The sequence below is a fragment of the Marinobacter aromaticivorans genome, assembly GCF_002806975.1.
In the GTDB taxonomy this organism is placed as follows: Bacteria; Pseudomonadota; Gammaproteobacteria; order Pseudomonadales; family Oleiphilaceae; genus Marinobacter; species Marinobacter aromaticivorans.
In genome coordinates, this window is the sequence record NZ_NIHD01000001.1 from 181,652 (window position 1) to 195,727 (window position 14,076).

14 protein-coding genes are annotated in these 14,076 nt (G+C 55.0%); 11 read left to right on the plus strand and 3 right to left on the minus strand.

Translation table 11 applies throughout. The features are described from left to right. Window positions 1-11 precede the first annotated feature (11 nt). The 7 genes from CDH48_RS00850 (at window position 12) to CDH48_RS00880 (ending at window position 8,455) form a co-directional block, all read left to right on the plus strand. Window positions 12-413: a ribonucleotide reductase subunit alpha gene (locus CDH48_RS00850; RefSeq protein ID WP_100686815.1), complete on the plus strand. Its 402-nt coding sequence runs from the start codon at window positions 12-14 to the stop codon at window positions 411-413. A gap of 125 nt (window positions 414-538) precedes the next feature. After that, window positions 539-2,689: a transcriptional regulator NosR gene (gene nosR, locus CDH48_RS00855; RefSeq protein ID WP_100686816.1), complete on the plus strand. Its 2,151-nt coding sequence runs from the start codon at window positions 539-541 to the stop codon at window positions 2,687-2,689. Window positions 2,690-2,757: 68 nt separating this feature from the next. After that, window positions 2,758-4,653 carry a TAT-dependent nitrous-oxide reductase gene (nosZ, locus tag CDH48_RS00860; protein ID WP_100686817.1) on the plus strand — a complete coding sequence of 632 codons (1,896 nt, stop codon included), beginning with the start codon at window positions 2,758-2,760 and terminating at the stop codon, window positions 4,651-4,653. Between the two features lie 198 nt (window positions 4,654-4,851). Beyond that, a complete protein-coding gene (locus CDH48_RS00865) occupies window positions 4,852-6,117 on the plus strand; it encodes a nitrous oxide reductase family maturation protein NosD (RefSeq protein WP_100686818.1) in 1,266 nt (421 codons plus the stop codon). Then, window positions 6,117-7,049, plus strand: a complete 933-nt coding sequence (locus tag CDH48_RS00870; RefSeq protein ID WP_100686819.1) for an ABC transporter ATP-binding protein — start codon at window positions 6,117-6,119, stop codon at window positions 7,047-7,049. Before CDH48_RS00865 ends, CDH48_RS00870 begins: the two co-directional genes overlap by 1 nt. Next, window positions 7,046-7,876 (plus strand): ABC transporter permease, encoded by an 831-nt coding sequence (locus CDH48_RS00875; protein ID WP_100686820.1) that lies wholly within the window; start codon window positions 7,046-7,048, stop codon window positions 7,874-7,876. Before CDH48_RS00870 ends, CDH48_RS00875 begins: the two co-directional genes overlap by 4 nt. Window positions 7,877-7,918: 42 nt before the next feature. Continuing rightward, window positions 7,919-8,455: a nitrous oxide reductase accessory protein NosL gene (locus CDH48_RS00880; RefSeq protein WP_188437601.1), complete on the plus strand. Its 537-nt coding sequence runs from the start codon at window positions 7,919-7,921 to the stop codon at window positions 8,453-8,455. A 52-nt stretch (window positions 8,456-8,507) separates the two neighbouring features. Here CDH48_RS00880 and moaA read toward each other — a convergent pair whose 3' ends face one another. Beyond that, window positions 8,508-9,500, minus strand: a complete 993-nt coding sequence (gene moaA / locus CDH48_RS00885; protein WP_100686821.1) for a GTP 3',8-cyclase MoaA — start codon at window positions 9,498-9,500, stop codon at window positions 8,508-8,510. Between the two features lie 191 nt (window positions 9,501-9,691). Between moaA and CDH48_RS00890 the strand changes: the two genes are divergently transcribed. Beyond that, window positions 9,692-10,084: a YbaN family protein gene (locus tag CDH48_RS00890; protein WP_227520867.1), complete on the plus strand. Its 393-nt coding sequence runs from the start codon at window positions 9,692-9,694 to the stop codon at window positions 10,082-10,084. Window positions 10,085-10,114: 30 nt separating this feature from the next. Further along, complete coding sequence (locus CDH48_RS00895; protein WP_100686822.1) at window positions 10,115-10,552, plus strand: RrF2 family transcriptional regulator; 438 nt, start codon at window positions 10,115-10,117, stop codon at window positions 10,550-10,552. 20 nt (window positions 10,553-10,572) lie between these two features. On the opposite strand, the gene CDH48_RS00900 is transcribed toward CDH48_RS00895, so the two are convergent. After that, window positions 10,573-12,045 carry a WS/DGAT/MGAT family O-acyltransferase gene (locus tag CDH48_RS00900; RefSeq protein ID WP_100686823.1) on the minus strand — a complete coding sequence of 491 codons (1,473 nt, stop codon included), beginning with the start codon at window positions 12,043-12,045 and terminating at the stop codon, window positions 10,573-10,575. A gap of 300 nt (window positions 12,046-12,345) precedes the next feature. On the opposite strand from CDH48_RS00900, the gene CDH48_RS00905 reads away from it, so the two are divergent. Further along, complete coding sequence (locus CDH48_RS00905) at window positions 12,346-12,720, plus strand: CidA/LrgA family protein (RefSeq protein ID WP_100686824.1); 375 nt, start codon at window positions 12,346-12,348, stop codon at window positions 12,718-12,720. Beyond that, window positions 12,713-13,444: an LrgB family protein gene (locus CDH48_RS00910; protein WP_100686825.1), complete on the plus strand. Its 732-nt coding sequence runs from the start codon at window positions 12,713-12,715 to the stop codon at window positions 13,442-13,444. The genes CDH48_RS00905 and CDH48_RS00910 overlap by 8 nt, the downstream gene beginning before the upstream one ends. Before the next feature lie 57 nt (window positions 13,445-13,501). Here CDH48_RS00910 and CDH48_RS00915 read toward each other — a convergent pair whose 3' ends face one another. Continuing rightward, window positions 13,502-13,978 (minus strand): hypothetical protein, encoded by a 477-nt coding sequence (locus tag CDH48_RS00915; protein ID WP_100686826.1) that lies wholly within the window; start codon window positions 13,976-13,978, stop codon window positions 13,502-13,504. Window positions 13,979-14,076: the final 98 nt, after the last annotated feature.

A 14,076-nucleotide genomic window follows, 5' to 3' on the forward strand; every position in this document is an offset into this window, starting at 1 on the left:
ATTATGCGTCCATGATTAGCAGTTATGACGATCTGATCAAAGCAACCGGAAGTGAACCTGAGCCGCAGCGCCTGTTATTTGTTTTTTGTCGGGCAGAATTGCCAGACGATGCATCTCCGGAAGAAAAGGCCGCCTTCAAGCGCGGTGAAGGCGGTGCACTTACGCCGGTGATCTGCGTGGATAAAGCCCCGCAGGAGGCGTCCGAATTCTCCGCACTGGTTGAAGAATCCCGGGGCACCGGCCAGGAGTGGGATGTGGTTTTTGTTGCTGCCATGTCAGGGCGGGGGGGTGTGGCGCCGTCTTCCGATGAGGCCCAGCAACCAATGACCATGATGGTGGAATCCATCCGTCTTGGGCATATCAGCAATTACCTGCCTCTGGACAAGAACGGAAACGCAGTCAGCCTTGGCTGATCCACGTCATCTGTTTGGCTATCGTCAGAAGATATATCCATATAGAGGTATTTGATTTATTCCTCAGTTGCCTAAGCTGATGGTCTCAGCCTTAGGTGATCCACTGTTTCCTTCGGGGGCTTGTTTTGAACGTTTTTTCCCGCATTGTATCAGGTCTTTTTGGCCTGTTTTTGTTAGTTGTACCACTGGTTCATGCGGAACCGCTCAGCCAGTATGAGCCGGCTGCCGGGCGCCAGGTTATCCAGAAGGCCTTCCCGGAAGTGACCCGTCTGGAGCCACGCGAGGGCAATCGCGCCATACAGGAACTGTACGCCGGCGACGAGCTGAAAGGCTATGCCTATCAATCCCTTGATTTTGTGCAGACTCCCGCCTATTCCGGCAAGCCTCTGAACGCCATGGTGGTGCTGGACACAGAAGGCACTATTCGCTTCGCCAAGGTTATTCATCACGATGAGCCCATACTTCTGGTGGGTATCCCCGAAAGCAAGCTCCATGACTTTACCGACCAGTATGCCGGCCTGAAGGCCGACCAGCGGGTTACCGTAGGCGGAACCTCATCCGAGCGCAAGGTTGCTGTCGACGGCCTGTCCGGCGCCACAGTAACGGTGATGGTGGTTAACGAGGTGATCATGCGCACCGCCCACAGGGTGGGTGTTGAGCTTGGTCTGGTTGAAGGCGGTGGTACGAAGCGCCCGCCAAAAGCTGAGGTGGTTCAAGACGGTTTTCAGCCGCGCACCTGGGAAGAACTGACGGGCGATGGCTCCATTCGCCGCCTGTTGCTTACCAAAGGCCAGGTAGATGATTCGTTCAAAGGCACCGAGGCTGAGGGCGTGGAAACCGCCGCGCCCGATGAGCGCGATGAACCGCTGATTGATCTTTACACGGCTTACCTTGATACACCGACCATTGGCCGGAACCTGCTTGGTAAAAGTCAGTACGAATGGCTTACCTCCGAACTGAAGGAAGGGGAGCAGGCCATTGCCGTTATGGCCAACGGGGAGTATTCCTTTAAAGGCTCCGGCTACGTGCGCGGTGGTATTTTTGACCGCATTCAGATCCGCCAGTACGGGGACACCTTCAACTTCCGGGATCTGGACTTTTACCGGCTAAGCGATGTTTACGCTGAAGGCATGCCCGATTTCAAGGAAATGGCCATTTTCATCATCCGGCAACAACACAATTTTGATCCGGGCGCGCCCTGGACTCTGGAATTGACCGTAAAGCGCCAGACCGGACCTCTGGACAGCGAGTTTCAGGTGTTTCCGCTGGAATACCAGCTCCCGGAGAAATATTACACCCGTGCCGAACCGGTGCTGACGGAAGAGGAATGGCTGGAAGAGCAGCCTCTGTGGGTCCAGGTCTGGTATCAGCGCCAGTTCCAGGTGACCGTACTGGGTATTGGTATCGGAGTGCTGTTACTGATTCTGTTCTTCCAGGACTGGCTGGTTAAAAAACCCAAAATTACGCGCTGGATTCGCCACGCATTTCTTACCTACACGCTGTTCTTCATCGGCTGGTTTGCGCTGGGGCAGTTGTCTGTCGTTAATGTGCTCACGTTCGTGAACAGTCTGATCAGCGGGTTTACCTGGGAAACCTTCCTGATTGATCCGGTGATCTTTATACTCTGGGCCGTGGTAGCGGGCATTGTCCTGCTTTGGGGCCGGGCTGTTTACTGTGGCTGGTTGTGCCCGTTTGGTGCCTTGCAGGAACTGGTCAACGAGATTGCGCGCAAATTCAAGGTGCCTCAGTACACGGTGCCCTGGCCCATCCATGAACGTTTGTGGGCGCTCAAGTACATCATTCTGCTGGTGCTGTTCGGGGTGTCTCTGGACTCTATGGCAACCGCTGAAAAGATGGCGGAGATCGAGCCTTTCAAGACCGCGATTACCCTGCATTTTGATCGTAGCTGGCCGTTTGTGACTTACGCCGTTCTGCTGGTTGTCGTGAACATTTTTACTCGCAAGGTGTTCTGCCGCTACATGTGCCCGTTGGGTGCAGCATTGGCGCTGCCGACCAAACTGCGTGTTTTCGACTGGCTCAAGCGTCGCAAGGAGTGCGGCAACCCTTGCCAGTTGTGCGCCAAGGAATGTGAAGTTCAGGCCATTCACCCTGACGGCACCATCAACTACCAGGAGTGCCATTACTGTCTGGATTGCCAGATGACCTATTTCGATGACCACAAATGTCCGCCGCTGATCGTCAAGCGTCGGGGTAAGCGCCGTGGTCACAACGCACCAGGCCACCCGGAGGAGATTCCGGTGGTTCAGGTGAGCTAGCAGTGCAAAAAAACCAAAAAAAACGGGAAAAAATAGAACCGCCATTACCAATAACGGAGTTGGATGCTATGAAAAAAAGAGATGAACTGAACAGTGAGGCCCCGGAAGCAGAGCAAAGTGGTTTCAGCCGTCGCCGATTCATGGGCGCTGCTGCTCTTGCTGGTGTAGCTGGCGCAACAGGCATTGGTACCTCGGTAATGTCCCGGGAGTCCTTTGCGGCTGCCGCGAAAGAAGCGCAAAACAAGATTCACGTTGCCCCGGGTGAGCTCGACGAATATTACGGCTTCTGGAGTGGTGGCCAGTCTGGTGAAGTACGCGTGTTGGGCGTACCTTCCATGCGCGAGTTGATGCGGATTCCGGTTTTCAATCTGGATGGAGCCACTGGCTGGGGAATGACCAACGAAAGCAAGGATGTGCTTGGCCACGATAACAAGCTCCTGAATGGTGACTCCCACCACCCGCACATTTCCATGACAGACGGTCGTTATGATGGCAAGTACCTGTTCATCAACGATAAGGCCAATTCCCGCGTTGCGCGTATCCGTCTGGATATCATGAAGTGTGACAAGATTACGACCATCCCTAACGTGCAGGCCATCCATGGTTTGCGTTTGCAAAAGGTGCCGAAGACTAACTATGTCTTCTGCAACGCAGAGTATGTGATCCCGCATCCGAACGATGGCAGCGATTTTTCTCTGGAAAACAGCTTCACCATGTTTAATGCGGTGGATGCGGAAACCATGGAAGTGGCCTGGCAGGTGATTGTAGACGGTAACCTGGATAATACCGATGCTGACTTCACCGGTAAGTACGCTGCTTCCACCTGTTACAACTCAGAGAAAGCCGGGGATCTGGCAGGCACCATGCGTAATGACCGCGACTGGGCAGTGGTGTTCAACGTTAAGCGCATTGAAGAGGCGGTAAAGAATGGGGACTTCAAAACCCTGGGTGATTCCAAAGTGCCAGTGGTTGATGGCCGTGGAAAATCCCCGTTCACCCGTTACATTCCGGTGCCCAAGAACCCGCACGGTTTGAACACCTCACCAGATGGCAAGTACTTCATCGCTAACGGTAAGCTCTCGCCTACCTGCACGGTTATTGCCATTGATAAGCTTGACGATCTGTTCGACGACAAAATCGAGCTTCGTGACGCAGTTGTTGCCGAGCCGGAGCTGGGTCTCGGGCCTCTTCACACCACCTTTGACGGCCGTGGCAACGCTTACACTACGCTGTTTATTGATAGCCAGATAGCCAAGTGGAACATTGCCGACGCCATCAAGCACTACAATGGTGAAAAGGTCAATTACCTGCGCCAGAAGCTGGATGTGCATTATCAGCCAGGCCATAACCACGCATCGCTGACAGAAACTCGCGACGCCGATGGCAAGTGGCTGGTTGTGCTTTCCAAGTTCTCGAAAGACCGTTTCCTGCCGGTTGGACCGCTGCACCCGGAGAACGACCAGCTGATCGATATTTCCGGCGATGAAATGAAGCTGGTTCACGACGGTCCTGCATATGCCGAGCCCCACGACTGTATTCTGGTTCGCCGTGACCAGATCAAGACCCAGAAGGTCTATAAGCGCGACGATCCATACTTCGCCAGTGCCCGCGCCCAGGCAGAGAAGGATGGCATTACTCTGGAGGCCGATAACAAGGTGATTCGCGACGGCAACAAGGTTCGCGTTTACATGACGTCGGTTGCACCCATGTATGGCATGACAGAGTTCAAGGTCAAGCAGGGCGATGAGGTGACGGTATACGTTACCAACCAGGACACCATTGAGGATGTGACTCATGGTTTCTGTATGGTAAATCACGGGGTGCAGATGGAAATCAGCCCCCAGCAGACTTCATCAGTGACCTTTGTGGCAGACAAGCCCGGTGTACACTGGTATTACTGCAACTGGTTCTGTCATGCGTTGCATATGGAAATGCGCGGGCGGATGATGGTAGAGAAGGCCTGATTTAGCAGGTGTAGCCGGGGCCCTTTTTTGGGCTCCGGTGTTTTTCGCAAGTCGGAGAAGCAAATCAAGGGAAGAGAGCCTTTCAAAACACGCTGTGGATACGTCCGTGTACGCTTGGCTCCGCACAGTTTTGAAAGGCTCTCTTCCCTTGCTTTGCCAGACAATTTAGCCAGCCTTGAACTTATTGAGTAATCGTTAATGCACCACATTTTGCGTTTAGGGGTGGCCCTGACAGTCGCCTTGCTATCGCTGACCGCCCAGGCCGATATCCAGCAGCAACTGGATGATCTGGAGCCGGGCGCCACCTTTGAGCTTCCTCCCGAAAATCTCTCACCGTTGGTTATCAGGGTGCCGGGGGTGACCGTGGCGTGCCGTCCGGAAACGCTTATCGATGGTGGTGGCGCAGGCAATGCGGTTGAGATTCAGGCGGAAGGCATAACGCTTACAGGTTGTCGTATCCGGAACTGGGGTACGGATCTGAACGAGTTAAATGCCGGGGTGTTTGTTAAGCGGGAAGCCAGCAATGCGACGGTTGAGAATAATGATTTGCAGGGTACGGCGTTTGGTATCTGGCTGGACGCGACGCCGGATGTGACGGTGAGGAATAACCGGATTCGCGGCGATGATTCTGTACGTCCGAATGATCGGGGAAATGGCATCCATCTGTTCAATACAACCGGGGCGTTGATTGAGGGGAATGATATCCGCCAGACGCGGGATGCGATTTATATTGAGACGGCCAATGGCAATGAGATCCGTAATAACACCATGTCGGATCTGCGTTATGGCATTCATTATATGTATTCCATGGATAATCGTCTGGAAGGCAATGTAACCCGCGGAACGCGCACCGGTTACGCGTTGATGCAGAGCAAGCGGCTTACTGTGATTAATAACCGCTCCGAGAACGATGAGAATTACGGCATTCTGATGAACTTCATTACCAAGTCGGTGTTGCGGGGTAATGTGGTTTCGGGGGTGTCCCAGGGGCAGACCGCCGGTGTGTCTGTTTCTGGTGCGGAAGGCAAGGCCGTGTTCATTTACAATTCTTTATACAATACCTTTGAAAATAATGTGTTCCGGGATAGCGGCGTGGGTATTCATCTGACTGCCGGTTCGGAAGACAATGAGGTGTTCCACAATGCATTTATCAATAACCAGCGCCAGGTGAAGTATGTGGCGATGCGCACCCAGGAGTGGTCGAAAGACGGCGAGGGCAACTTCTGGAGTGATTATCTGGGCTGGGATCGTAACCAGGATGGTATTGGCGATGTACCCTATGAACCCAACGATAATGTTGATCGTCTTTTGTGGACTTACCCTGAAGCCAAAATTCTGATGTTCAGCCCGGCGGTGGACACGCTGCGCTGGGTTCAGGAAGCTTTCCCTGTAGTTAAATCTGCGGGTGTCAGTGATTCGTACCCGTTGGTGAGCCCGCCCAAATCCATACAGCCGGAGTCCTGATGAGCTGTTTTCGTCTTGAGAATGTGAGTTACAAGTACGATAAAGCCCTGGTATTGAATGGCGTTGACCTGCGCCTCGAGCCTGGAGAAATCCTCGGGCTGTTCGGCCATAACGGCGCCGGGAAAACAACCAGTATCAAACTGATTCTGGGGTTGATGACCCCGTCACAGGGCACGGTATCGGTACTGGATGGTAAAGCGGGTGATCCCGAGATCAGTCAGTACATCGGTTATCTGCCTGAAAACGTAATGTTTTATCCGCAGCTTACCGGTCGCGAAATCCTTGCCCACTTCGCCCGGCTCAAAGGTGCAAGTTTGCGTCAGGTTCCCGAACTGCTGGGGCAGGTAGGGTTGGACGATGCCATGGATGCCCGGGTAAAAACCTACTCCAAGGGCATGCGCCAACGGCTGGGGCTCGCCCAGGCGTTGCTGGGCAAGCCGCGTTTGCTGATGCTGGACGAGCCTACGGTAGGGCTGGACCCGGTTGCGACGGCTGATCTCTACCGTTTGCTGCGCAAATTGCGGGATGAAGGCACCGGCATTGTGCTCTGCTCCCACGTGCTTCCCGGTGTGGAGCCTTATATAGACAGGGCTGCGATTCTGACGGAAGGCTCTCTGAAGGCCGTTGGAGACCTCAGTTCCCTGCGCCGGCAGGCAAACATGCCTGTAACCCTCTCACTTGAGCCGGAAAATAGTGTAGCTGCGCTGGAGTCTGTGGTCAGCAACGCGCAGGCGTCTGCCGGCCTGATGATGCGGCAGGATAATGGCCGGCTGCATGTGGATGTGCGGCAAACGGAGAAGATGGCGCTGGTCAAAACCCTGATGGCTTCGGGGGAGGTGCGGGATCTGGGCATTTATCAACCCACCCTGGAGGATGTGTACGTGCACTTTATCGGCTCCGGTGGCCTTGCCCATCGTGGGGGTGCCCAATGAACAGTATATGGACCATTGCCCGCAAAGAACTCAGTGATAGCTTGCGAAACCGTTGGCTGATTGCCATTGCCCTGGTGTTTGCCACCCTTGCCCTGGGCATTGCCTGGTTTGGGGCGGCGGCGTCCGGCCAGGTGGGCTATGCATCCACCCCGGCAACCATTGCCAGCCTCGCCAGCCTCGGTATTTTTCTGATTCCGCTTATTGCCTTGCTGCTGGCCTACGACGCCATTGTGGGGGAGGAAGAGGGCGGCACCCTGTTGCTCTTAATGACCTATCCGCTGAGCCGCGGGCAGCTCCTGTTCGGCAAATTCCTGGGCCATGGGCTGACCCTGGCTCTGGCAACGCTGATCGGCTTCGGTGTGGCTGGCGTGGCGATTGCGTTGCTGGTGGAAGGCGTGTCTGTAGGTGCCCTTGCCATTGCCATGCTGCGATTCATTGTTTCAACTACCTTGCTGGGGTGGGGCTTCATTGCCCTCGCTTACGTGGTAAGTGTCCGGGTGGGCGAGAAGCCGGTTGCAGCCGGGTTGGCCTTGGCTATCTGGTTCTTTTTTGTGCTGATTTTTGACCTGATGCTGCTGGGCACACTGGTTGCCAGCCAGGGCGAATTCAATCCGGACCTGCTGCCCTGGCTTCTGTTGCTCAATCCTACGGATATATACCGTTTGCTGAACATCGTCAGCTTCAGCGAGGGCGCACAGCTCAGCGGTGTCTTGAGCCTTGGTGCAGACCTGCCCATCGGCCCGGCCGGGCTCTGGCTGGCACTGGTGCTTTGGTTTGTTATTCCCTTGACCGGCGCCTGGGCGCTGTTCCGTCGCCGTCGTATCTGACCCCGGTTACTTTTTGTGGCCAACCTGATTCTGGAGAGTTCCATGAAACCTGTTCGTTTAACATTTCTGCCAGCATTGCTGATGTTTGCGGTATTTCTGGCAGGCTGCTCTGCAGAGACAGAAACAGCCGCCGAAAAACCGGCGCCGGTGCATATTGAATCCGGTGACGAATGCCACGTGTGCGGCATGGTCATCACCCGCTTCCCCGGACCAAAGGGTGAAGTGATTACCGAAAAGGAACAGGTGGTTCGCAAGTTCTGCTCAACCAAAGACATGTTCGCCTGGATGCTGCAACCGGAAAACGTGAACCGAAAGCACACCCTGTACGTGCACGACATGAGCCAGACCGAATGGGACAGCCCGGACGACACAGCACTGATCGACGCCCGCGAGGCCTTTTACGTAGCCGGCTCAAAGCGCAAAGGCGCCATGGGCCAGACACTGGCATCATTCGCCACCGAATCCGCGGCGCGTGATTTCATGAAAGAATATGGAGGCGAGGTACTGGCATACAAAGACATCACCCTGGAACATCTCAGTACTGAAATGCCCATGGGTGACATGCATAAAGATATGTAGCGCCTATCTTTTTCATGGATATGCTCTGAAAATTATTGTTATGGATAAAGCGCTAGCCCCCGGTCATGTTCATGAAACGCAGAATCTGAACATCGCCGTTGGAAGAGAAGTGATGGCGCTCCGGCTTCAGGTCCATGGAGTCGATAATGGTTTGCCGGAGTTTGTCATCGGTTACAGGGTGGCCGCGCAGAACCCGGCGCAGGTCGACGGAATGCTCATTGCCCAGGCAAAGAAGGAGTCTGCCCTCAACGGTCACCCGCACCCGGTTACAGGTGGAGCAGAAGTTGTGAGAGTGGGGTGAAATAAAACCCACCTTGATAGTGCTGTCCGGCATCCGGTAATAGCGGGCCGGGCCGCCGGAGTCTTCCGGTGTCGGGTTCAGTTCATGGTGCCGGCGTATGATGCTCCGCACTTCATCACTGGAACACAGTGACTGGCCCCGGTCATGCTCGGAGATTTCGCCCAGGGGCATTTCCTCGATAAAGGTAATGTCGACGTTTTTCCTGCGGGCAAACTCGATCAGGTCCGGAACCTCGTGATCGTTGCCGCCTTTCATCACTACCGTGTTCAGTTTGATGCCCTTGAACCCCGCCTCCTTGGCAGCGTCTATACCGTCCAGCACCCGGGACAACTTGCCGGTGCGGGTAATATTTGCAAACTTTTCCGGGTCCAGGGAGTCGAGGCTGATATTCAGCCGCTTCAGGCCGGCTTTATGCAACGGCTCCGCCATTGTGGGTAACTGGCTGCCATTGGTTGTCATGGCGAAATCACGCAAGCCGTAGGTGCCAATCTCGCGAACCAGTTCAAGAATGTCTTTGCGAACCAGGGGCTCTCCACCCGTAAGGCGGATCTTTTCTGTGCCCAGAGAAACAAAGGTTTTGGCAACCCGGGCAATTTCCTCAAGTGTCAGAACCTGCTGGCGGGGCAGGAACGTCATTTCCTCCGCCATGCAATACACGCAACGGAAATCACAGCGATCAGTGACGGACAGGCGTACGTAGTTGACGGTTCTGCCAAAACGATCTGTCAGTTTGCTCTGGGACATCGGTTTGCTTCCTGTAACTGCTGAGTGCGCGTGTACGGATTAATATTAGACCAAGTATCGCAGATTGGAACTGTAAAACCGATACCCCTCGCGGGGTAAGTCAACCGGCCTTATATTGCTCAGCCGGACCAGTATTTTTTGAGTTGTACCGGGAGACCTTCCCATTGATTAGATGTATACTGGATAAATGAATGAAGAGTGCTGAGGTTCTCGCTATGACCGCGTCGCCCGGTAAAACCGGTTTCAGGGTTCTTGCGTATTTGTCTGTAGGAATTGCAGCAGTTGGAGTGGTGCTGCCTTTGCTACCAACCACGCCGTTTATTCTGCTGGCGGCATTTTTTGCCAGCAAGGGTTCCCCGGCTTTTGCCAGTTGGCTCGAGGGGCATCCTTCCTTTGGGCCTGCAATCCGGGACTGGCGCAGAAACCGGGTGATACCGGTAAAAGCAAAAGTGCTGGCTTGCAGCATGATGGCGCTGAGCTGGGGTATTCTGGTTGCCTTGGGAACTGCGGGGATGGTGCTGGCTGTCTCCGGTATATTTCTGGCCGGGGTTGCAGGTTATCTGCTGACCCGGCCCTCTTACTGATTGCTTTTAACGGAACAACCGGAGTGTTGAATGCACATTACCCGCTACACGGATTATTCATTGCGCGTGCTGATTTATCTGGCTGTGCAGGGTGATCGTCTGGCAACGATTCAGGAAATTGCCGACAGCTACGATATCTCGAAAAATCACCTGATGAAGGTGGTGCACCAACTCAACAAGAAAGGCTACATTGAGACGGTTCGGGGTAAAAAAGGCGGCATGAGGCTCCACATGGCGCCGGAAGACATAAACGTGGGAGTGCTGGTGCGCGAAACCGAGCACGACCTCAGTATCGTTGAATGCTACACCGCCAAAAACGCCTGCCGAATCACCCCGGTTTGTGGCCTCAAGCCCATGTTCGGAGAAGCCCTGCAGGCGTTTCTTGCCGTACTCGACAAGTACACTCTGGAAGACGTAATGAAAGACCAGCACAAGCCCCAGTTATTGAGGCTGTTGCAGATCGCCTGATTTTCAGTTCCCGGGTGTGCTCAGCCTTTCCCGCTTTTGTTTGCCGCTGCCTTTTTCGGCTTCGGCTTGGGCCTGGCCGTAGATTCCGGTTTGGCTTCGGGTGGAAGAATCAGCTTCTCCAGATCGTCCAATGCTTCTCCGGTATAAACTGCCAGTTTCTGCATGCTGGGCAAGGTGTCCCGGCAGCCGGTAAATCCGAAGTTCAGGGCCCCCGCATAACTCAGGCAGGTGATGTTAAGGGCGCCACCATGGGCAATGAGTGAAACCGGGTACATGGCCTCCAGCCTGGCACCCTCGTAATACAGTGTTTCCCGTGGTCCGGGTACGTTGGAAATCGTTACGTTGAATACAGGGCGCATACGCCCACCAAGGCCCGACATAAGCTGCAGAATATAGGGCGACATCAGCAGCAAGGTGTACTGGTTAAGGGCGCTTTTCGGAAGTTGTTGCAGGTGCGCTTTGGCCCGGCGCGTGGAAGCTTTGATGGTCTGCAGACGGGTAAGAGGGTCGGCTTCGTTTGTGGCAAGGGAAGCAATCATGAAACTGATCTGCGTGCCGGTACCCTGGTCATCCGCTGGGCGAATATCAACCGGAATGCCGGCTGTCAGAGCGCTATCCGGCAGATCGTCCTGCTCCAGCAGGAAGCGCCGCAATGCGGTACCGCAGAGATACAGCACGATGTCGTTCACCGAAGAGCCGGAGGCACGGGCCAGGTCTTTCAGGCGGTCAAGCTGATAATGTTGGGTGGCAAACCGGCGCTGGCCAGCTACCCGGTGATTGATCTTCGAAACCGGGCCGGTGAAAGGTGCAGCCAGGCCGTCTTCAGGGTGGCGCACCGAATGCACAAGCCGGTTGCCCGCGCTCAAGAGCTTGGGCGCCGTGTCAGCCTGCAGCTTAAGAGCATCCAGGGCCTGGGATAGCGCGGCAGGAACGCTTGCTTCCGCATCCACTTTGCGGCGCTTGCGCTTTTCGGGCCGTACCGCCCAGGGTGGCAACATGCCGCGTTCCTTTGGGTCCGTGCTCAGCACCCTCTGCAGCAGCCGGACACCGCTGATACCATCAATCATGGAATGATGCATCTTGGTGTAGAGCGCAAACCGGTTGTTCTCCAGGCCCTCAATAACGTGGCATTCCCATAGCGGACGGGTGAGATCCAGAGGATTGGAGTGCAACCGTGATACCAGAATGCCGAGCTCCCGCTCGCCGCCCGGTTTCGGGAGTGCCGAGTGGCGCACGTGGTAATCCAGATCAATATCCTTGTCGACTTTCCAGGCAGGTGCCAGCAACCGGCCCAGAAAACCGGACCATGCCAGTTTGTAACACCAGGGTGGGGCTATGTCTCCGGTTTCCTTCATGTTGGTGACCATGTCGCGAAGAAAAGTGTCGGAAGCCCCTTCCGGTAATGAAAAAATCTGCATGTTGCCCACATGCATGGGCGTATCTTCAGACTCTACGGCTAGCCATGCGGCATCCAGAGTTCCCAGGCGTTTCATTCCTTGTGCACCCCTGCCCCAACCGGGCTTGAAAGTTGGCATTTAATTGTTAGTTGCAAGTATACGGGTTACTGGCCTTGCAGACGATCACCTGTGTGAAAAAATAGCAGTAAGTCCGGCACAGTCTACCCGGGACTATTGTTGTTTGCAGTCTCCCGGAAGTGTAGTTCTTGTGGTACTTTCACCGCATTGAATTAATAAAAACAACGACATCCGGAATCACTGTGGAATCCAGCCCCCTCATGCGCAAGCCCGAGGTGGCTCGCCAGCCTTGGCATCAAACAAGAAAAGGACTGTTCAATGCACTTCCTCAATGGGGTAACCCTGCTGCTTGTATACCAGTTGGCGGGAGAAATAATCGTGCGTCTTCTTGGGGTGCCTATCCCCGGGCCGGTGCTCGGTATGGTGATGCTGTTTGTCACCATGATGGTTCGTGGCCGGGCTCCGGAATCCGTGGAGCAGGCCTCTACTGCGCTGTTAAGCCACCTTTCGCTGCTGTTTGTTCCTGCAGGTGTCGGCATGATGACGCACTTCGGCCGGATTGCGGATGAGTGGCTGCCCATTACGCTCGCTTTGCTTCTCAGCACGGTCATTACCATGGTGGCCACGGCGTTGATCATGCAACAAACCAGTCGCTGGTTTGCAAGGCCGGCAAGAGGACAGAGTGATGAATAACCCGGGGCTGAAGGATATTTGGGTTTATCTCTCAACGACCCCCTTGCTGGGGCTTACGATCACGCTGGTCGCTTACGGGTTGGCGTACCGTTTTTATCTGAAAACCAATTCCAGCCCGCTTGCCAATCCGGTGGTCACATCGGTGGTCATGCTGATCGCTCTGCTGATGGTTTCGGGTATTTCCTACAGCGATTATTTTGCCGGCGGACAGTTTGTGCACTTTTTGTTGGGGCCTGCCACCGTGGCTTTGGCGGTTCCGCTTTATCAGCAGTTTTCAAGATTGCGGCAGCTGTGGTTGCCGGTTCTGATATCGTTGGTTTGCGGTGTTGGAATCGCGGCGGGCAGTTCGGTTCTGCTGGCGCGGTTATTGGGTGGATCCCTGGAAATCCAGATGTCCCTGGCACCCAAATCCGCTACCGCGCCTGTGGCTATGGGTATATCCGAAAAAATAGGTGGTTTGCCGTCGCTGACCGCGGTTCTGGTGGTGATTACCGGTATTACCGGAGCGGTACTCGGTACCAAGCTGTTTGAGTGGGTTGGTGTAAAAGATGACACCGCAAAAGGCATTGCCATGGGCGTTGCGGCGCATGGTATAGGCACCGCGAGGGCGTTCCAGGTTAGTAATCGAATGGGGGCGTTTTCCGGGTTGGCAATGGCACTGTCTGCCTTCGCAACTGCCTTGATGGTCCCCTGGATGGTGGACTGGATTCAGGCGCTGTTCTAGCGAGTCAGGCCGCGTTGGAAAAATGCCGGCAGTCCCTTGCCGGTAACAACCCCGGGATCAGGAACGGTCGTCTCTGTCCACGTGGGTGGGTTCCAGGCTGCCGCTGCGGTAATCAATTTCCAGCTCACAACCGTCAGCGTCATCACCTTCCACTTCGATATCGCCCCTGGCGTTGATTTTGATTTCCTCAATCCGGCTCATGCCCTGCTCCACGCTGGCCTCAATGTAGCCGAGTGTATCTGCGGAGGACAGGCCCCAGGGGCCGTCTGTGCGCTTGCGGCGCTCTTCCTTGCGGATGGAGCCATCACTGTTAACATCCAGCTCCACGTACCATTCCCCATTTACCCAGCCTTCGATTTCCATACTGCCGTTATCATCACGGTCATCTTCCAGTTCAATGCTGTGGAAATGGGAGATGCCGTAGTCGGCTCCGATCTGAACAGCGCGTCTGGCGTCATCAATGGTGCCGGAAGCGAAAGCCAGTGGTGCGGCAACAAGGCTGGCGGCAAGTGTGGTTGCAATAAGTGTCTTCATGGTGTTTCTCCTGACTCGTTGTGGACGTTGTATTCGTCTGAAAGCGTCCCTTTGAGGGTTGTTGCTGACACCTCTTTGCGGACGTTGGGAGCATCTTA